Here is an 18,534-nt window from a genome sequence, read left to right as displayed (position 1 = left end):
CGGCCTTTGGCCGGAAGATGAAACGCAGCGGATCAGCGCTGAGCGCGGCGACCGCGAGTCGCCAGCAGCATGAGAGCCAGTCCCGCGCCGGTCAGTGCCCAGGTCTCGGGTTCGGGCACCGGGGCCAGCGTGAGCGACGCCGAGAAGACACGGTTGGAGCCCCAGGTGCTCGGGTCTTCCGTGTACTGGCACGTATAGCACGCTCCGCCCACGGCAACCGTATAGCTGCCTGCGGCCAGCTTCCATGTTCCGGTCACGCTCTGATTGGCCGATCCATCGCCGGCGTAGTCGATGATGGGCTGGCCCTGCGCGTTGCGGTCGCCATTGACATCGACGCCCGCACCGTCGATCGCGTAACCGATGAACGTGACTTCAGCGGCATCGCCGTTGTCGTTGGCCATCCAGAAGTTGCCCAGTCCGTTCCAGGCGCCTTCCTTGTCGCCAAGCTTGCCGGTCTCGGCGGCATAGGGGGTACCGGGCAGAAAGCCCGGGTGATGCGCAAGGTAGGCAGGGGCCGTGGCGCCTTCATGGGAAGCGGCAGGAATGAGCCCCGAATACAGTGAGAAGGCCGGGATCAGATCTCCAAGTCCCAGGCCAGGATCGTTCTGCGCGCTGACGGACAGCGTGACGAACGATTCCTGCGTCAACGTGAACTTGAGGAAACGCCCCTTGTGACTGTCGCCCCAATCGGCGTCGGCGGCATCGGCCCAGGAGAAATTGGAGGCGACGCGAAGGCCGGTAAGCGTGTAGGTGTCCACTCCGTCGAACGTGGCCGGGGCCGCGAAGAAGTCGCGATTGTTGTAGCTCACGTGAGCGGAGGCGATCGATGCCGAGGCAAGCAGTGCAAGGCCCACAATGGCGCGCAGGGATGTCATGGGGATCTCCCGAATCGTTGGTGATATTGGGTGTGGTCCGGCAACGCGATGTGCTGGCCGTGTGGCTTGACGCGGCTCGCATCGAAGCGGGACATGCCGGAGCCCGCAACTTTAGGTTCGTGCAACGCACTCGGGAATGCGACGCAATGCCGCACCCCCCCCCCGGCGCGCACATACCCATGGCCCTGTCCCGTCAGCGTGGGCCGCTAGCGCTCTGCCCCAGCGTTCCGCCCACTTCACCGGCGGCATCCACCCACACATGCGGAAAGCCGAGACGCTGCAGCCATTGCGGCCCTTCGTCTTCCTTGAGCAAGGCGATGGTGGACGCGCTGCCGGCCACCAGGCAGTAGGGGCCGATCACCGTCACTGACGCGAGGTGCCGGACGGGCCAGCCCGTCAGCGGGTTGAGGATGTGCCCGTAGCGGACGCCGTCCACCACGATGCATCGCTCGTAGTCTCCGCTCGTGGCCACGCCGCCTTCGCGCACGGAAAGCCCGCCAGCCACAGCGTCATGTGCACGGGGATGACGAACACCGATCTGCCAGGGCCGGCCATCGGGTGCCGCACCGATCACGCGGATGTCGCCGCCAAGATTGACCAGACCATGGGCGATGCCGTGCTCGCGGCAGATGCCGGCAGCGCGGTCTGCGGCGTACTCCTTGACCACCCCGCCCAGATCGATCTCCATTCCCGGCGCGAAGGTGATCGACGACCTTGTCCACCGCACCTTGTGCCAGCCGACGCGCGGCAGCAGCGCCTCGACGTGGCCACGGTCCGGCAGCAGCCCGGAATCGAAGCGCCAGGCTGCGCGCAACACGCCGGACGTGATGTCGAACAATCCGTCGCTCTGGCGATGACACGTGTCGGCATAGTGGAGAAGCGACGCCGTTTCGGCGTCGATGTCGATGGTGCCCCCGTGCAGGGCGACACGATTCATTTCCGACAGGAAGCTGTCGGTCCGGTAACGCGAATATCGCTGTTCCAGCCGCTCGATGTCGGCGCGCGCCATCTGGAACGCCCGCTGCGCGGTGGTCTCGTCACGGGCATGACACTGCAGTTCGCACGGCGAGCCCATTGCCTTGAAACGGAGCGCATGGAGCCTCACGGCGATCTCCCGTCGAGCACCATGCGAGGGAACCGCACGGCCCCGGGGCCCCGGGTTGGAACACGTGCCGGGCATGGGCGCCGCATCGCGGGGGAGAATCGGGTACGGCACCGTGCACTCACGCAGCGCGCCTCAGAAGTCGAGCGACCAGCTCACCCAGAGGTTGCCCTTGCGTTCGAGCTGATAGCCGTTGAAACGGTCGCGCACGGGCTCGAGCCATTCGATCCCCAGCCTGCCGGCATCGGACTCGAACCCGGGCACGACGAAATTCACACCCACACCCACGTCGAGAAACCGCCCACCGTAGTTGCCCGGATGGTCGGGAGGACTGGTGGTCATGTGCGTCCCTTGACGGACTCCGCGCACCGCGCCCTGCGTGGAACGCAGACCGCGCAACGATACCGCGAGCCGGTCGCCCACACTGTAGCCGGTCCATACGGAAAGTTGCGTGGCATCGCCGAGCGCATACCCGGCATCGTTGTAGCCGCCCGTGCGCCGGGTGGCCATCGCCTGGGCGCCCCAGAAGAGGCGTGCGGTGCGCCCGTTGTACGTGACGCTGGGCTGGACATCCCAGGTGCCGCTGCCGGGCTGCATGCCGTAGTCGAGCGCATGACCGGCGCTCATGAGCTCCGAGGTGCTGCCCGTGGGTATGCTGAGCCCCAGTCCTGCGTGCAATTCGTGCGACCCGCTGCCCGCAATCCGGATCAACGCGGCGACGGTCGTGTCGCCGAGCCCGCCCGATCCGTGACGGTCGTGTCCACCGTGGCTGTGCGTGGCAGAGGCGTCGACGATCGCGCCGGCCAGGGGCCGCATGGTCATGGTCATGTCCATGAATTGGGGCATGATCATGAGATCGATCCGATCGGTCAGCCCGTACATGATGTCCAGCATGTGCATCTGCATGCTCATGGACGTGGGCACGAGCGAACAGGACGTCCCTTCGCAGGCCTGCGCCGTCACCTCGGCATCGCCGGCCTTGCGGTCGCCGCGTATCGTCGGGCCCGCTTGCCGCGATGCCGCGAACCGGTACGCGATCATGAGGCTGCCCTTCTCGCCCATGGAATGCCCGTACATCAACCCGGCCGGCTGCCACGTTCCCGCGTGCCCTGCGTGCGCGTGCGGCATCTGCGCGTGATCGTGGTGGGAGGCATTCTCTCCGCCCGGATCGTCGAACGAGTCTCCGGGACGCCTGGCACGGCGGCCGTCGAAATCCAGCTTGAGCCCCACGTTGAAAAGCCAGTAGTGATAGTCGGCAAAGACGTCTTCGCCCCCGCCACCGGCCTTGAGCCTGCCCCCATGCAGGTAATACTCGGCGCCGGCCTCGACCTTGAGTCCCCGGGACAGTTCGCGTGTCACCGAAACGCCGGCGCTCACTGCGCCATAGCCCGACAGCCGGTGGTCGCTGGAGTAGTGCTGAGCCGGCAACCGGCCGAAATCCAGATGCCCGTCGGGCAGGGTCGGTGCCCGCAGCGCGAAGAGGAAATAGGGCTGGTAGAAATCGGCGGCGGTCTGCGTGTAGTAGCGCATCCGCGGCGTGACGAGCCAGTCAGGGCCGATGGCCTGGCTCCAGAGTGTTTCGAAGGTGTGCGAACGGATGCTCCAGTCGTCCTGGGCAAAGCGGTAATCCAGCTGCAGTGCTGCGTCCGGACCGGCAAAGTAGTGCGACCATCGGGCGTCCATGGCCCATTGGGCGCGCGACTGCGGGCGGTTCTCCGCGACGTTGAAGACGCGCGTGAACCACAGACCGCCGAAGAGCACCGGTGGGGTCGCCGGATCGGCGAAACCCATCATCACGAGCTTGTAGGGGTTCTCCAGGAATCCGGAGCTGCGGTCGAAGGAAACTCCGAGCGAGGCGGTGGTGTTCCGGTCGATCACCTGCTTCAGCGACAGCCCCGCCGACCAGTCCTGGCGTTCGCCCTTGAAGCGTTGGACGGTGAGCCCGCCCTGATCCTGGTCGACGATGCGCGGCCCCGAAGAGGCCTGCCGATAGAGGCCGTAATCGATCCAGGCCGACGCAGGACCGAGGTTCGCATCGACTGTGCTGCTGGTGTAACCCGCCGACGCCGTCACGGTCGTGCGTTTTCCGGCGAAGTCCCACGCGTTGGCGATCCGGCCGAAGCGCGAGCGGAAATCCGGTTCGTCCGATGTGCCGAAGGCCACGTCGGTCGTCGCACGATCCCATTCGCGGGACAGCGTCACGTCCACCTGTCTTCGAGTCTCCGCCGACGCGGCCGTCATCATGTGGTAGATGTCGCGTTGCGGCACTCGGGTGGAGGCGGGACCCAGGCCGAACGGAACCAGTTGTCGATTGGTGCGGGAGTCGCTGACCGGATAGGCGGAGGCCCCGGTCACCGTAAGGAACGCTTCGGGTGCGGAGAGGATCGGTGTCGCGCCCGACCAGGTGTCCTGCACGAAGCCGAAGGCGAGCTTCAGCCGGTCGGTGAGCCTCAGCCTTGCATCGCCATGCATGCTGTCGACACGCAGCGGAGCGAGCCCCCGCACCGTTCCTCCCGGGCCCGGCCAGTACGTGCGGCCGCCCTCCTGATACTGGCTGTAGTGGATCTCCGCGTCGTCGACATCGGCGCCCGCCACCATGCCGGGCAGCGCCATGGCGGCAGCCATCAGTGCGGACGCGATGGACGAGTCCAGTGCATCCAGCGGCACGGCGCGGCTGGCCGTGAGCCGCGCCTCCAGCGTCGCGTCTCTTGCTGCCGTTGTCGAAACAGGGCGTCGCCACCCCGCTCGTCGATGTCGAAGGATCACGAACGGTTCAGGTTCAATAACAACCGCAGCCGCCGCCTCTGGCGGCAGCGCTGCCGGCGGTCGCCTCCCGGCTGCGGTAGATGTGCTGACGCATGACTTCCTGGGCAGGATGAGGCGCATCGCTCATCTGCGGTTTGGCCAGCCTGCCGCGTTCCCAGGGCTGGACGGGACTGCACCCCGCGAACGCCACCCCGGCAATGACTGCAGCAATGATTCGGAATGGAGGGCCGAAGCGGCCGTCAACGCGTGGAAGTCGGAGCGGCATGTCCGGCATCGTTCAGAAGGCGCACGATCCGTTCCCTGAGGACAGGTCCGTCGGAAGAACGGAATCCCGGGTGGACATGGCGGATGTTTCCCTCGCCGTCGACCAGCACCGACGTGGGCATCGCGGCAACGCCAAACCGGCTCGCGCATTCGCCGTCGGCCCCCTGCGCCAGCGGAAAACGCGCCGGGTGCCTCGCAAGGAAGCGCTGCGCATCTTCGCGTTTTTCATCCACGTTGATGCCCAGCACGACGAGACCACGCGAACCGAACTCGTCGTGGAGCGCATTCATGAACGGGAACGATTGCGCACAGGGAGCGCACCATGACGCCCAGAAGTCCACGTAGACGATCTTGCCCCGATACCGATCGCGCAGAGAGACGTCGTCGCCGTTCCAGGCGGTGAGATTGCATGCGGGCGCCCGCGCCCCCGGTGACTGTGCTGCGGACAAAGCGGAGAACAACAGCACTGCGAGAGCCCCGGCGACGGCCAGTGAACGCCTCGCGATTCGGGCCCGCAAGGCCGGAGAGTTCAGGACGGCACCGACCGGTCCTGCAGCGATCGGTGCCGCTCGCGACACTCGAAGTTCCGTTTCAGCGGCGCGCGCGTCGGCGGGAGGCCCCCGTCACGAGGCCCAGTCCCGCGGCCAGCAGAGCCCAGGTTTCGGGTTCGGGCACGGCGGCCACCTGGAGGGACAGCGTGAGATCGAGTTCGGACGCGACGCCCCCGAAGGCATTGCCCGATTGAGGCACGGCGTAGCTCAGGGGCGTGGCATTGCCGCCGAAGGCGATCATGTAGTCGCCCGCGCCGAGAACGATCTCCAGCGTGTTCGAGTTGGAGTTTCCCGCCCATCCGCCCGTCACATCGATCTTGCCCGTCGCCGCCTGGATGAACTCGACGGCGCTCCAGTCGCCGCCATCGCTGCCCTGGCTCCAGCTGCCCAGGGCATTGAACTGGCCCGTATAGCTGACGCCGGGAGGTGTCGTGGTATCCCGGAACACCGAGGTGATGCCCTGGGAGTCGACAACGCCGCCGATGTCCTTCTGGTTCTGCACTTTCGTCGGTGGCACACCCGAGGTGGGATTGAGGGGGTCGACCGCGGCGCTGTCGTGGGCGTCATAGACGATGACCCCGCGGTAGAGGGAGAACGACGGATTCACCCCGTATCCACTGCCTGCATAGGCGTCGGACAGGGTGATGGTGACCTTCGAGGTGCCGCCGAGGTGGAAATTCGCGAAGCCGGCCTCGTGACTATCGCCCAGCGCGTAGTACGGCGCGCCGCCCGGGTTGGTGTCGGGGACGGCCGTCCGCGTCGCGTCGGTCCAGGAGGAACTCGTCATGTTGCCGGCGATGACTTCATACCCCCACGTACCCGAGGCATAGGAACCCCCCAGCGACGTCCAGATGCCGCCGTCGGTGGAGTTCTGGTACGCGGGGGTCCAGTGGGCGGGATTGGAAAGCGGCAGATTGTTGCCGGCGATGACCTTGCCCGCGGGGGTCAGGGATTCGATCACCTGGCCCTGATTCATGTCGTAGAAGGCGATGTGCGCGAACGCGGGCGTTGCGGCGCCGAGTCCGGCAAGGGCAAGGAGGGCAGGCAGCTTCTTGAGCGTGAACATGTCGGTCTGGTCTCGATATAAGTGTTGAGCGAAGGGCTCCCGGAGCCGGAACGGAAGCGGTCCCGTGCGCGGATCTCCGCGGCCGGATTCACGTCCGGACCCCGGCGCGCGCCGGCAATTTCGCGGAGGGTTCCCGGGAAATTTCGCGAACCATCGGCTGGCAATCCGCGCGCCGGACATCACCTTGGCATCGTCGGAACTTCGCCCAGCCCGGCGCGAGGGTCAATGCGACATATTGACGCACCCCTCCGAGTCATCTGCCGCAGCCCCTTAGACTTGCGCACTTTAGACGTCTGCCGCACGAGGCATGGGCTCCACACCAAGACATCTCGGAGATTCGACGCGGGGTACGCTGCGGCGCCTGTCCACGCTGCGCTGGGTGGGCCTGGCCGTCATGGCATCCGCCGTAGGCGTGGCGAGCGCCTACCTCGACCTCGAGCTTCCGCTCGCGCCGCTCTTCGCCGTGCTGGCTGCGGCAGCGGGCCTCAATCTGTGGACCGAATGGCGCCTGCGCCGGCCGGGAGCGGTGAGCGAGAGAAGCGTCTTCGGCCAGTTGCTCGCGGACATCGGGACCTTCGCCGGCATCATGTACTTCACGGGAGGCTGGTCCAATCCGTTCGTGTCGACATTCCTGCTACCGCTCGTCATCGCCGCCACCGTGCTCAAGGCCCGTCATGCGTGGGCGATCGCGGGCGCCACGTTCGTCGCCTATTCCGCGTTGGGATTCTTCTACGTCCCGCTGCCGCATCTGCACCATGGCGGCGGCGGCGACTTCGACCTGCACGTCCTGGGCATGTGGGTGAGCTTCGTGCTGTCCGCCGGCGCGATCGCCTACTTCGTGGTGAAGATGGCCGAATCGCTCCGGCAGCGGGATCGTCAGCTGGCGGAGGCCCGCGAGCGCGCACTGCGCGACCAGCAGGTTCTGGCGCTCGGAACACTGGCGGCAGGCGCAGCCCACCAGCTCGGAACGCCGCTGTCCACCATGGCCGTCATGCTCAAGGAACTGGCGGTCGATCGTGTGGACGATCCCTCGCTGGCGTCGGATCTGCGCACGCTGCGGACGCAGGTCGACGCCTGCAAGACCATCATTTCCGACCTGGTGGCCGCGGCAGGGCAATCCCGCATCGAGAGCGGCCGCGCGGAGGATCTCCAGCTGTTCCTAGAGCGAACCGTGGAGAACTGGCGGGCGCTGCGCCCCGGGGCCGACGTGACAGTGCAACTGGAGGGCAGCCAGCCTGTCCCCCGAATCGTGGCGGAGCGCAGCCTCGCCCACACGCTCGTCACGTTGCTCGACAACGCCGCCGACGCATCCGAGGAGGGTATCGAGCTGAGAGGTACGTGGACCCCCGCGATGCTGACCGTGGAAATCCGCGACCGGGGCGAAGGCGTTGCGCCCGACGTGCTGGACCGCGCCGGACGTTCGCCTCTCAGCACCAAACCGGAAGGCCAGGGAGTCGGCCTCATGATCGCCAACTCCGCCCTCGAGCGGCTCGGCGGAAGGGTCACGCTGTCCAACCGGGTGGAGGGCGGCGCGTGTACCACCGTCCTCCTTCCTCTGTCGGCGATCTCGGCCGGATGACGACGATGCCGGATCTCCTGCTGGTCGACGATGACGAGACCTTCTGCGCCGTCCTTGCCCGTGCTTTCGAAAGGAGAGGCTATTCGGTCCGCGTCGCCCACAGCACCGACAACGCGTTGACTCTGGCGGCCGCGAAGCGCCCCGACTATGCGGTGGTGGACCTGCGGATGCCGGGAGCCTCAGGCCTCAAGCTGGTGGAGGCCATGCACCGGATGTCGGCCACGACACGTATCGTGGTCCTGACGGGCTATGCCAGCATTGCCACGGCAGTGGACGCCATCAAGCTCGGGGCCACCCACTATCTCGCGAAGCCGGCCGACGCCGACCAGATCCTGGCGGCCTTCGGAGAGTCGGCCCAGGCGCACGCCGACGACCCCGAAGTGCGCCCCTTGTCCGTCGACCGGCTGGAATGGGAGCACATCCAGCGGGTGCTGAACGAGAACCAGGGGAACATCTCCGCGACCGCGCGCGCGCTCAACATGCACCGGCGCACCTTGCAGCGCAAGCTGTCGAAGAATCCGCCGCGCACCTGAGCCGATCCGCCGCGCGGTCCCGTGGCCGGGTACGGTCCCGGCTCCCGACGACAGGATCCGACATGGGGACGGCTTGGGTTCCCCGGCTGATCGCCACCGCAGCCGGGCGGGTCTGCGAAGGCCTGTGGAATCTCGCAGTGCAGCAATGTTCAGAAAATTGCAGTCAGCCAATGCAACGCCCGATACGTTTCAGAGTCTATCTGGTCATGAACGTGACGAGCATGCCGAATTGAGAGGTTTCAAGCGCTTAGATCAGGATATTCGCCAAAAAAATGCGCATGACCCACTATGATTTCGGCCCAGTTTTGTTAAGCTGGCACGATGGCTTGAAAGAATATTTGCGGTGGGGCCCTTAAGTTCCGGTGGGCGCGGCCGCAAATAAAAGTAGGTCTCCTCCCCCCGCTAGGGGGTTTATAGGGCAACCCTCAAAGGTTGCCCTAATTTTTTTGTCTGGCCGCTTCCGCCGTCCCGCGGAGTGCCCTTCCCGAAACGTCTCGCAGTTCCCTCTTGTCGCTTCCGTTCGTGACGAGCGCTCGCACGCCGTTTATCGTTGGGATTCCCTCATCGTCGAGACTCCCATGGCGCTCAAGACACCAAGAACGACCGTCCGCCGTCTGCCCAAGCGGGCAGCGTACGATTTCGAGACCCTCGCCGGCATCCTGGATGCGTCCTTTCTATGTCACGTGGGCTACGTGCTGGACGGCCAGCCCTACGTGATTCCCACTGCCTTCGGCCGGGAAGAGCGCACCCTCTATCTCCATGGTTCCGCCGTGAGCCGCACCCTCAAGACGCTTGCCGGGGGGGTGCCCCTGTGCCTGACCGTGACCCACCTCGACGGACTCGTTCTGGCCCGTTCCGGATTTCACAGCTCGATGAACTACAGGTCTGCGGTGGTTCTCGGCACTGCAGTCCCCGTGGAAGGGCCGGAAAAGGTGCACGCGCTGGCCGTGATCTCCGATCAGATCATGCGAGGCCGTTGGGAAGAGATCCGGGGGCCATCGCGCAAGGAATTGAATGGGACCGCCGTGCTGAAAATGCCCATCGACGAGGCGTCCGCCAAGATCCGCACGGGCCCGCCCGTCGACGACGAGGACGACTACGCGCTGCCGGTCTGGGCAGGTGTTCTGCCGCTGTCGCTCGTGGCTGGCAAACCCATTCCCGACGAACGCCTGCCCGCGGAAGTTCCTCTGCCTGCCTACGTGAAGAAGTACCGCAAGGGCTGAGAGATTCATGCGTCCGCGACGGGGCAACGAGGCTGCCGTCGCGTGCTGCCTCGAGTACAACCGCCCGGTCGGGCAACGCGACCCGGCGATCCGGCCGGCAGCCGCCTCGGGCATTCCGCCGGTGGACCGCATTCACTCCATCGCGCTTTCGGGCTCCTCGTCCTTCACGTAGCGGTGCCCCCAGGCGACGTAGAGGCCGCTGGCCACGATGACGACCATGCCGATGATCGAGTGCATGTCCGGCACATCGTGGAACACCAGGTACCCCGACAGGCTGATCCAGAGGAGCTGGGTGTAGCCGAAGGGCGAAAGGGCGGAGGCCCGTTCGATCTCGAGCGCCTTGATGAGGAGATAGTGTCCGGTCATCCCGGCCGCACCCAGCAGGAGGAACGCCGGGAGATGGACGAGTTCGGGCGGCTTCCACACGTGCGGAAGCATGAAGCTCATGAAGACGAATCCGACGAAAGCCGTGTAGAAGAGCGACGTGAGCTGCGGGTCGTCCCCGCCCAGCCTCCGCGTCAGGATCTGGTACAGGCTGTAGCAGAACGCCGAGCCCAGCGCGAGGAATACGGCGGGGTTGAGCATGGCCGAGCCGGGCCGGACGATGAACAGCGTGCCGCCGAACCCGATGAGAATTGCCACCCATCGGCCCGGTGTGACGTGCTCCTTCAGCAGCCAGACCGCGAACACGGTCACCAGCAGGGGAGAGACGAAGCTCACGGCCTTCACCTCGGCCAGTGGCAGGAAGCTGATCGCGCCGAAGTTGCACAGGGTCGAGCCCAGCATGAGCGTCGCCCGGGAGAGCTGGCTCGTCGGCTGTGTCGTTCTCACCAGCTTGAGCCCCATCGCAGGCGCGAAGAAGATCAGCATGAGGCCTACGTGTCCCGCGTAACGGGCCCACACCACCATGGGCACGGGATAGCTGCGGCTCAGCCACTTGGCGGTCGTCTCGAGCACCGTGAAGCACAACGCCATGGCCAGCACCATGACGACAGCGCGCGGATGGACGCCTCGGGCCCGGTTCGGGGGAAGCGCTGGGGAGGGCGTCGCCGGTGTCTGCATCGGCCCAATGGTAACGGAGCCACCCCCGCCTGGGGGCTCCGCTGCGGCATGCGCCGAGGAGTGATTGCCACCGTCATCCTACGTCGTAGAATCGGCGGGACCCTTCGGCATGCTCGACTGCCGGGGAGTTGTCCCCTCTCCCGATCCCTGAGAGAGGCCCGGACGGGTTAATATCCTTCCGGCAACGATGTTGCATATGTGCCCACAACCACTGGAGGAGTAGAACAGCAATGGAACGCATCCAAGAGCACGAGTTCGTCGATCTCTCCAAACCCGTCGAAGGCAAATCCCAACCCGACGCCGCCAGCCGGCGCGGATTCCTGTCCAAAGTGACAGGTCTCGCGGCGCTGACGGCGATGGCGCCCGAGGCTTTCGCCCGCAACTTCATCGACCAGTACGATCCCGACGGTCCCCTCGCCCGGTATCCGAACCCGGACGTGATCGTTCTGGACAAGCGGTTCAAGTACAAGCTCGGCAACACGCCGATCGTGCGCCTCTACCGCGGCACCATGTGGGCCGAAGGCCCGGCCTGGAACGGCGTGGGCCGGTACCTCATCTGGAGCGACATCCCGAACAACGAACAGCTCCGCTGGATCGAGGAGGACGGCCACGTCTCCCGGCAGTTCCGCTATCCCGCACACAACTCGAACGGCAACACGTTCGACTACCAGGGCCGGCAGATCGCGTTCGAGCACGGCACCCGGCGGGTGGGCCGCTACGAACTGGATGGTTCCTACACGATCCTTGCCGACAAGGCGGACAACGGGAAGGAGTTCAACGCTCCCAATGACGGCATGGCGCACCCGGACGGCTGGCTGTTCTTCACCGATCCCGGTTACGGTGGCCTGATGCACTACGAGGGCGTTCGCCTGAACACGGGCAGCCCGCAGCCGATCCAGAAGGAAGCCATCTACCGCTGCGACGGTCCCGGCAAGGTGCAGAAGGTCGCGGACGAACCCTTCAAGCCGAATGGCCTGTGCTTCTCCCCTGACTTCAAGAAGGTGTACGTGGCTGACACAGGTCTGTCGCACTACTCGGAGGCGAAGAGTGTCATCTGGGTCTACGACGTGGATGGCAAGCGGCTGCGCAACGGCCGGGTGTTCGCCAGCATGGAGATGAACGGCAAGATCGGTTTCGCCGACGGCATCCGCTGCGACGAGGACGGCAACGTGTGGGCGGGCATGGGCTGGGTGGGCGACGGCTACGACGGCGTCCACGTCTTCGCGCCCGACGGTACCCGCATCGGCATGATCCGCATGCCGGAAATCATCTCGAACGTGTGCTTCGGCGGCTCCAAGCGGAACCGGCTGTTCATGACCGGCAGCACATCCCTGTATGCCGTGTACGTCGAAACCCGTGGCGGCACGCTGACCTGACCGTCCAGCACGCCGGCCCGGACCTGACCCGGGCCGGTCTCCGGGGCCCCTGTCCGGGGCCCTTCCGGAACTTTGGTATCCTTCGGGCTGTTCCGGCACACGCGATCCCTGGGCATTCCCGCGGATCGCAGACCCACAAGCCGATCAATCGCACCGCCGGAACGACCACGGAAGGAATGGAGACCATGTTACGGATCGCCATCATCGGCGTCCTGCTGGCATTGGCGGGGCTGGCGCAAGCCATGGAAGTGGAGCTCCCGCGGGCTGATGCAGAGAACGCCGATCTCACTGATTTGCAAGGGCTGGAACCTATCGCTCCCGGTCCCGAGAACACCCTGGACGCAGTGCCGTCGTCCGGCGCGGAGATGCGGCAGAAAGGCGAGGTGGGCCTTGCCAGCTTCTACAGCCACGAATTCAAGGGCCGCCGTACGGCGAGCGGGGTCCGGTTCGACCCCCTGGGCATGACCGCCGCCCACAAGACCCTCCCGCTCGGCACCTCGGTGCGCATCACCAATCTGGAGAACGGCAGGACCGTCACGGCCACCATCAACGACCGCGGCCCCTACGTCCGGGGACGGATCGTCGACGTGAGCTATGCCCTCGCGCAGCAACTCGGGTTCGTGAAAGCCGGGATGGCCAAGGTAAAGATCGAGATCATGTCCTGGGAGCCGATCCGCCACCTCCGGGACGCGGTGAATTCCCTGAGCAAGTAAGTAGCCGAACAGGCGGGAGAACCCGCCCCGTCAGTCGAAACGCGCCTCCACCCGGCCCAGCCGGTCCAGATCCATGACCACGTGGTCCCCCCGGGTGACCCACTTGGTTTCCACGACGCTTCCCAGAAACACGAATTCCCCCGCGGCCAGGGACAGACCCCGCCTCGAGCGCTGATTGGCAAGCCACGCCAGGGCGTTGAAAGGGTGGCCCATCACGTCACGGCCTGTTCCCCGCCCTGCTTCCTCGCCGTTGATGCGCGTCACGCCTCCCACCGTTGGAAGGTCGATGCCCTGCCAGTCCTCGTGCTCCTCTCCCAGAACCACTCCGGCATCGAAGAAATCGTCGGCAATCAACGTGGGCGTGTCGAGCCGGGTGTAGTCGACATAGCGCGCATCCACGATTTCCATTCCTGCCATCACGGCGCCCACCGCCTGCGCCACATCGTCGAAACCGTACGGCGAGCTGCGGGGACCAGATCCGCCTTGAGCCTGGCGACGATCTCGCACTCGACCCCCACCCGCACGAAATCGCCGTGCCTCAGCCGCGCGGGAGAACGGTGGACCGTGCGTTCGAAGACGCCGCCCGCGCACGGGTTCGGGATCCTGAGGAACGTCTGCATGACCGCCGTCGTGCAGCCGATCTTGTGACCCGTCACCGGACCGAGTGCAGCGGCCAGCCGGGCGTGCAGAACCTCTTGCATCGCATAGGCCTCGGCCTCGTCCACCGGGCGAAGATCCTCTGGCAATGCATCCAGGGGCTCGCGCTGCAATCGGCATTGCGCGAGCTTGCCGGCCGCAGACTGCAGGCGGGAATCGAGCGTGCCGGACCCGTTCATGATCGGCCTCCCTTCTTCTTCCGCGAGACAGGGCCCGGGACCGGCGCGGCGCAGCCATGCAACGCCTCGATGCCCTCGCGGATGCCCGCCTGAAGCAGCGCAGTATCCAGACCATAGGCGATCAGATTGAATCCCCTCGTGAAATACTGCCTCGCGCCAGCCACGTCGGTGACCATGAAGCCGGCCACCTTGCCGTGTTTTCGCGCCGCAGCGAGGACCCGGTCCACTGCCTTCTGGAATTTCGGATGCGCGAAGTCCGCCGGAATGCCCAGGAAATTCGACAGGTCGAACTGGCCGATCCAGACGCAGTCGACCCCTTTCACCGCCGCGATCCTGTCGACGTTCGCGAGTCCGACCTCCGTTTCGATCTGGCACATGAGAAACGTCCGCTCGTGCGCCTTCGCCATCTTCTCGATCACCGGTCCGGCCACGTAGTCGTCGTGCGCCGAACCGAAAGCCGCACCACGTCTTCCCGCGGGCGGATAGGTGCTCCAGCTCACGATGCTGCGCGCCTGGTCCGGCGTTTCCACCATGGGAACCATCACACCCATGGCGCCCGCGTCGAGCACGCGCGACACGTACTGATACGACGCAGTCGGCACGCGCACGAACGGTGCGATGGGAAGCCCGCGGCAGAGCGCGGTCTGGACCTTGATGGTCTCGAGACTGACGCCGCTGTGTTCCATGTCGAGCAGCACGAACTCCGCGCCCGCCGCCGCGCAGATCTGCGGAAGACCAGGCGTGAAGAACTCCCATGCCATGGTCCCGAACACCGGCTCGCCGCGCCCGAGCTTTCGCTTGACCGGGTTGTCTCTCATTCCTGCTTTCCCTCTCCATCGCCGCCTTCCTGCGGCGAGGCGGAATGCTACTCCACGGCGGCCCGCCTCGGCATGTCGCGCGCGGGGAAACGAAAGAGCACAGAACGCTCTGACGCAATGCGGCATCGCGGCTTCCTCCCGCATTGCACAACCACCGCCGAGCGGCGCACCCCGGCGTCGACGACTCGCGCCGATGCCATCGTCCTTGCCCGAACGTGTACGCCTTCCCATAATGCCGCCTGCGTGTGTGCCCGATCCGCATTGCCGCCACGGCAGATCGTGCTGCTGCTTCAAACCAACAAACGCTCCGGCCCCGGCCGAGAGCCAGCCAACAAATCACTGGAGGAGTTTTTCTCGATGAGCGCTGGACTGAAGCCCCACCGCATCGCAACCGCGATCGCGAAAACCGTGCTGCCGGTTGCGGCCACGGCCCTGTTCCTGAGTTCCGGCTCCGCCGCTGCCGCAGCGAGCGCCGCCCAGCGGGCGGTCGATGCCGCCAAGCCGCTGTGTCAAGGCGGCAAGACCATCACCATCGTCTGGGAGGCGGGCCTGCAGTCGCTGGATCCTCTCAACTTCTCCGGCCCGATGTGGGAGAAGGCCACCGGGTGCAAGGTCAAGGTCGTCGAGGTGCCGACAGCCGAGATGTTCACCAAGATCATGCAGGAGTACCGCGCGGGGACGGGCGCCTACGACGCCCTCAACGTGATTCCCGCGTGGATGCCCGACCTCGTGCAGGCCGGCGCGCTGGAGCCCCTCGATGCGTTCGTGGACAAGTACGGCTACCGCGAAGAACTCAAGAACATCGCGCCGACCTACCGCGACAACCAGATGACCGTGAACGGGAAGATCTACGGCTTCCCGGACGACGGCGACGTGTTCGTCATGTACTACCGCAAGGATATCTTCGCCGATCCCGCTCTCAAGAAGGACTTCAAGGCGCAATACAAGTACGACCTCGCCCCGCCCAAGACCTGGAAGCAGTTCGGCGAGATCGGCTCGTTCCTTACCGAGAAGCTGAAGTCGAAGGGCACCTACGGCGCCGCGATGTTCCGCGAAGCCGGCTATGGCAATTTCCTGTTCCAGGAGCGCTTCCGCAACGAGGGCGGCAAGTTCTTCGACGGCAACACCATGAAGGCCACCATCAATTCGCCCGCGGGCGTGAAGGTGTTCACCGACTGGGTCGCCGAGAACAAGTGGATGCCGCCCGGGGTCGAGAAGTTCGGTTTCGTCGACAACCTCGCCACGTTCGTGAAAGGCGAGAGCGCGATGACCATCTCCTGGCCGCCCTACGGACGCTTCGCGGCTGGCTATCTTGCGAACGAGAAGGCGCTCGACTGGGTGCCGAAGTCGCAGGTGGCGGGCAAGGTGGGTTACGCGATGCCGCCTGGCGGACATCCGGAACTCGCGGCAGGCTTCGCTCTTTCCGTGGCCTCTTCCAGCAAGCAGAAGGAAGCCGCCTACCTGTTCATCCAGTGGCTGAACAGCGAGGAGATCTCCAATCAGCGCGTGCAACTGCCCTACGCCCTGCGCGATCCCTTCCGCAATTCGCATTTCACCAACCCGGGCTATCAGAAACTCTGGCCGGAAGCGAAGGAATACCTTGCGGCACTTCAGGCGGGATCCAAGACAGGCCTGCTGGATCTGTCCCTCATCCAGACCGACAAGTACGAGGAAGCGCTGCGCCAGGGCATCAGCCGCCTGTGGGCCGGCGAGGACGCGAAGAAGATCCTCGACGACATCGCCAAGGAATGGGATGCCATCACGCAGAAGGTCGGCGTGGACAAGCAGAAGGCGGTCTACAACGCCTGGGCCGCGAAGGGCGGCGCCTACCCGAAGTGAGTTGAGCCGGCGCGGCCGTCCGGCAGGAAGCCGGAGGCCGCGTCCCGCATCCGGAATCGAAGCCCGGACGCGATTCGAATCGACCCGGAGGCGGGTGTTCACGCACCCGCCTTCGCTTTCCCCCAGTCCGGAGTCCGCATGTCCGCCACGGACCTGCCCACGCATCGAGCGGCCCGCCGCGGCGACCGCCGGGATCGGCCATGAGCATCGCCGCGCGGCGCCGCGGAGATCGCGCATTCCGCTATTCGCTGGTCGCACCGTCGATCTTCATCCTGCTGTTGATCGGCGTGTTTCCCCTCGTCTATCTGCTGATGGTGAGCTTTCAGGCCATCACCATGACCGACAACGACACGGCCTTCCAGGGCCTGATGAACTACCGCGCTCTCTTCGACGATGCGCGATTGTGGAAGTCGCTGCTGCACACGCTCACCTTCACCGCCATCGCCCTGCCGCTCGAACTGATCCTGGGACTCGCGATGGCACAGCTCTTCATCGAACGTCTGCCTGGCCGGCAGATCTTCATCGCCCTGCTCGTGCTGCCCGTGGTGGTCTCGCCCATCGTCTCCGGGCGACATGCTCCCTGCTGCTGGACAACCGCTTCGGTCCCATCAACCAGATCATCGGGTGGTTCGCGGGCCACGAGGTGACGATCCTCTGGACCGTGCGTCCCGATCTCGTCTACCCCGCCATATTGGCCGCGGAGATCTGGCAGTGGACGCCGTTCATGTTCCTGCTGCTGCTCGCTGCGCTCTCGGCGGTGGACAAGTCCCAGCTCGAAGCGGCTGCGATCGATGGCGCCGGCTTCTGGCGGACGTTCTTCCGCATCGTGCTGCCCGCCATCTGGCCCGTGATGGCCGTGGCGATCCTCATCCGCGGGCTCGACCTCTTCCGCCTCTTCGACATCGTCTGGGCGCTCACGAAGGGCGGCCCGGGCACGATGACGGAGACGATCTCGATCTTCACGTACGTGAAGGGCTTCCAGCAGTTCGAGACCAGCTACACGGCCGCCGTGGCCCTGCTCATCATCGTGCTGCTCACCGTCGTGATCACGCTGCTGCTGAAGCGCGTGCAGCTGTCGCGATGAGGACCTCCCCATGAAGACTGCCCTGCGTCTCGCGGCCGCCATTGCCGTCACCGCCTTCTTTCTGTTTCCGATCTACTGGCTCTTCATGAATTCGGTGAAGACCGCCGACGAGATCTACTCCTACCCGCCGGTGTGGTGGCCGGAATCGTTCCAGCTCGCCAATTACCTGGTGCTGTTCAAGGACGGCGACGCCACGACGGTGTGGAACAGCCTTGTCGTCGCGGGCACGAGCACGGTCCTGGCGATGTTCCTGGGGACGATCTGCGCGTACAGCATGGCCCGGCACCGCACGGGCGGCGAGAATCTCGCGAACTGGATCCTCTCCCAGCGGATGGTGCCTCCGATCGCGGTGGTCTTCCCGCTGTTCCTGCTCTACGTGTACTTCGGTCTCGTGGACACCTACCTGGGGCTGATACTTCTCTACACGGCCTTCAATCTCCCCTACGTGATCTGGATGATGCGGGGCTACATCCTGGACATTCCGCTCGCACTGGAGGAATCGGCGCTGGTCGACGGCTGCTCCCGCTGGCAGGTGATCTGGAAGGTCGTGTTTCCCATGTCGCGTGCCGGACTGTTCGCGACCGCGATCTTCACCTTCGTCTTCGCCTGGAACGACTTCATCTTCGCGCTCGTGCTCACGCGCACGGAGGTCACGACCTACACGGTGCAGGTCACCCACTACTTCGGCAGCCAGTCGAACTTCTGGGGGAAGATCGCCGCGATGTCGGTGCTCGGCACGCTGCCGGTGTTCGTCGTCGTCGGATTCATGCAGCGCTATCTGGTGCGCGGAATCTCCATGGGCGCGGTGAAAGGATAGCTCCCCGCACGGCGCCATGATCATGTCCAA

The 18,534-nt window shown here is 65.5% G+C and carries 17 protein-coding genes and 1 pseudogene; 9 read left to right on the top strand and 9 right to left on the bottom strand.

The features are described 5' to 3' along the window. Positions 1–32: 32 nt before the first annotated feature. The 6 genes from IPK20_11310 to IPK20_11285 form a co-directional block, all read right to left on the bottom strand. Positions 33–866, bottom strand: a complete 834-nt coding sequence (locus tag IPK20_11310) for a PEP-CTERM sorting domain-containing protein (protein ID MBK8017239.1) — start codon at positions 864–866, stop codon at positions 33–35. A 202-nt stretch (positions 867–1,068) separates the two neighbouring features. Further along, the gene (locus tag IPK20_11305) at positions 1,069–2,055 is read right to left on the bottom strand and encodes an FAD:protein FMN transferase (GenBank protein ID MBK8017238.1); all 987 of its coding nucleotides are present in this window, start codon (positions 2,053–2,055) and stop codon (positions 1,069–1,071) included. A 57-nt stretch (positions 2,056–2,112) separates the two neighbouring features. Next, positions 2,113–4,644, bottom strand: coding sequence for a DUF3570 domain-containing protein (locus tag IPK20_11300; protein MBK8017237.1), 2,532 nt, complete (start codon positions 4,642–4,644; stop codon positions 2,113–2,115). Between the two features lie 112 nt (positions 4,645–4,756). After that, positions 4,757–5,008 (bottom strand): DUF4266 domain-containing protein, encoded by a 252-nt coding sequence (locus IPK20_11295; protein MBK8017236.1) that lies wholly within the window; start codon positions 5,006–5,008, stop codon positions 4,757–4,759. Next, positions 4,983–5,585, bottom strand: coding sequence for a TlpA family protein disulfide reductase (locus tag IPK20_11290; GenBank protein ID MBK8017235.1), 603 nt, complete (start codon positions 5,583–5,585; stop codon positions 4,983–4,985). Before IPK20_11290 ends, IPK20_11295 begins: the two co-directional genes overlap by 26 nt. A 13-nt stretch (positions 5,586–5,598) precedes the next feature. Continuing rightward, on the bottom strand, positions 5,599–5,799 hold the full coding sequence (locus IPK20_11285) for a PEPxxWA-CTERM sorting domain-containing protein (GenBank protein MBK8017234.1): 201 nt from the start codon (positions 5,797–5,799) through the stop codon (positions 5,599–5,601). A 1,132-nt stretch (positions 5,800–6,931) separates the two neighbouring features. Between IPK20_11285 and IPK20_11280 the strand changes: the two genes are divergently transcribed. The 3 genes from IPK20_11280 (at position 6,932) to IPK20_11270 (ending at position 9,959) form a co-directional block, all read left to right on the top strand. Continuing rightward, entirely contained in the window at positions 6,932–8,203 is a 1,272-nt protein-coding gene (locus IPK20_11280) for a HAMP domain-containing histidine kinase (GenBank protein MBK8017233.1), read from the top strand. After that, a complete protein-coding gene (locus IPK20_11275) occupies positions 8,200–8,736 on the top strand; it encodes a response regulator transcription factor (protein MBK8017232.1) in 537 nt (178 codons plus the stop codon). Before IPK20_11280 ends, IPK20_11275 begins: the two co-directional genes overlap by 4 nt. A 578-nt stretch (positions 8,737–9,314) precedes the next feature. After that, the gene (locus IPK20_11270) at positions 9,315–9,959 is read left to right on the top strand and encodes a pyridoxamine 5'-phosphate oxidase family protein (protein MBK8017231.1); all 645 of its coding nucleotides are present in this window, start codon (positions 9,315–9,317) and stop codon (positions 9,957–9,959) included. 132 nt (positions 9,960–10,091) lie between these two features. Here IPK20_11270 and IPK20_11265 read toward each other — a convergent pair whose 3' ends face one another. Next, the gene (locus IPK20_11265; protein ID MBK8017230.1) at positions 10,092–10,946 is read right to left on the bottom strand and encodes a DMT family transporter; all 855 of its coding nucleotides are present in this window, start codon (positions 10,944–10,946) and stop codon (positions 10,092–10,094) included. Between the two features lie 431 nt (positions 10,947–11,377). Here IPK20_11265 and IPK20_11260 point away from each other — a divergent pair, with 431 nt between their 5' ends. Together IPK20_11260 and IPK20_11255 are read left to right on the top strand one after the other, a co-directional pair. Next, positions 11,378–12,397: an SMP-30/gluconolactonase/LRE family protein gene (locus IPK20_11260; GenBank protein MBK8017229.1), complete on the top strand. Its 1,020-nt coding sequence runs from the start codon at positions 11,378–11,380 to the stop codon at positions 12,395–12,397. A gap of 242 nt (positions 12,398–12,639) precedes the next feature. Then, positions 12,640–13,110, top strand: coding sequence for a septal ring lytic transglycosylase RlpA family protein (locus tag IPK20_11255; protein ID MBK8017228.1), 471 nt, complete (start codon positions 12,640–12,642; stop codon positions 13,108–13,110). A 30-nt stretch (positions 13,111–13,140) separates the two neighbouring features. On the opposite strand, the pseudogene IPK20_11250 reads toward IPK20_11255, so the two are convergent. Both IPK20_11250 and IPK20_11245 read right to left on the bottom strand, forming a co-directional pair. After that, positions 13,141–13,946, bottom strand: a pseudogene (locus tag IPK20_11250) (fumarylacetoacetate hydrolase family protein). Continuing rightward, the gene (locus IPK20_11245) at positions 13,943–14,764 is read right to left on the bottom strand and encodes an aldolase (protein MBK8017227.1); all 822 of its coding nucleotides are present in this window, start codon (positions 14,762–14,764) and stop codon (positions 13,943–13,945) included. The pseudogene IPK20_11250 and the gene IPK20_11245 overlap by 4 nt, the downstream one beginning before the upstream one ends. Positions 14,765–15,121: 357 nt before the next feature. Here IPK20_11245 and IPK20_11240 point away from each other — a divergent pair, with 357 nt between their 5' ends. The 4 genes from IPK20_11240 to IPK20_11225 all read left to right on the top strand — a co-directional run bounded on the left by IPK20_11240 (position 15,122) and on the right by IPK20_11225 (position 18,504). Beyond that, entirely contained in the window at positions 15,122–16,603 is a 1,482-nt protein-coding gene (locus IPK20_11240; protein ID MBK8017226.1) for an extracellular solute-binding protein, read from the top strand. A 200-nt stretch (positions 16,604–16,803) separates the two neighbouring features. Further along, on the top strand, positions 16,804–17,250 hold the full coding sequence (locus IPK20_11235) for a sugar ABC transporter permease (GenBank protein ID MBK8017225.1): 447 nt from the start codon (positions 16,804–16,806) through the stop codon (positions 17,248–17,250). Beyond that, a complete protein-coding gene (locus IPK20_11230) occupies positions 17,247–17,687 on the top strand; it encodes a sugar ABC transporter permease (GenBank protein MBK8017224.1) in 441 nt (146 codons plus the stop codon). The genes IPK20_11235 and IPK20_11230 overlap by 4 nt, the downstream gene beginning before the upstream one ends. A gap of 10 nt (positions 17,688–17,697) precedes the next feature. Continuing rightward, positions 17,698–18,504 carry a carbohydrate ABC transporter permease gene (locus IPK20_11225; protein MBK8017223.1) on the top strand — a complete coding sequence of 269 codons (807 nt, stop codon included), beginning with the start codon at positions 17,698–17,700 and terminating at the stop codon, positions 18,502–18,504. The last annotated feature ends 30 nt before the right edge of the window (positions 18,505–18,534 follow it).

The organism is Betaproteobacteria bacterium, assembly GCA_016713305.1.
Classification (GTDB): Bacteria; Pseudomonadota; Gammaproteobacteria; order Burkholderiales.
The sequence above is the reverse complement of the archived record's forward strand: the minus strand, read 5'-3'. Positions and strand labels throughout refer to the sequence as shown.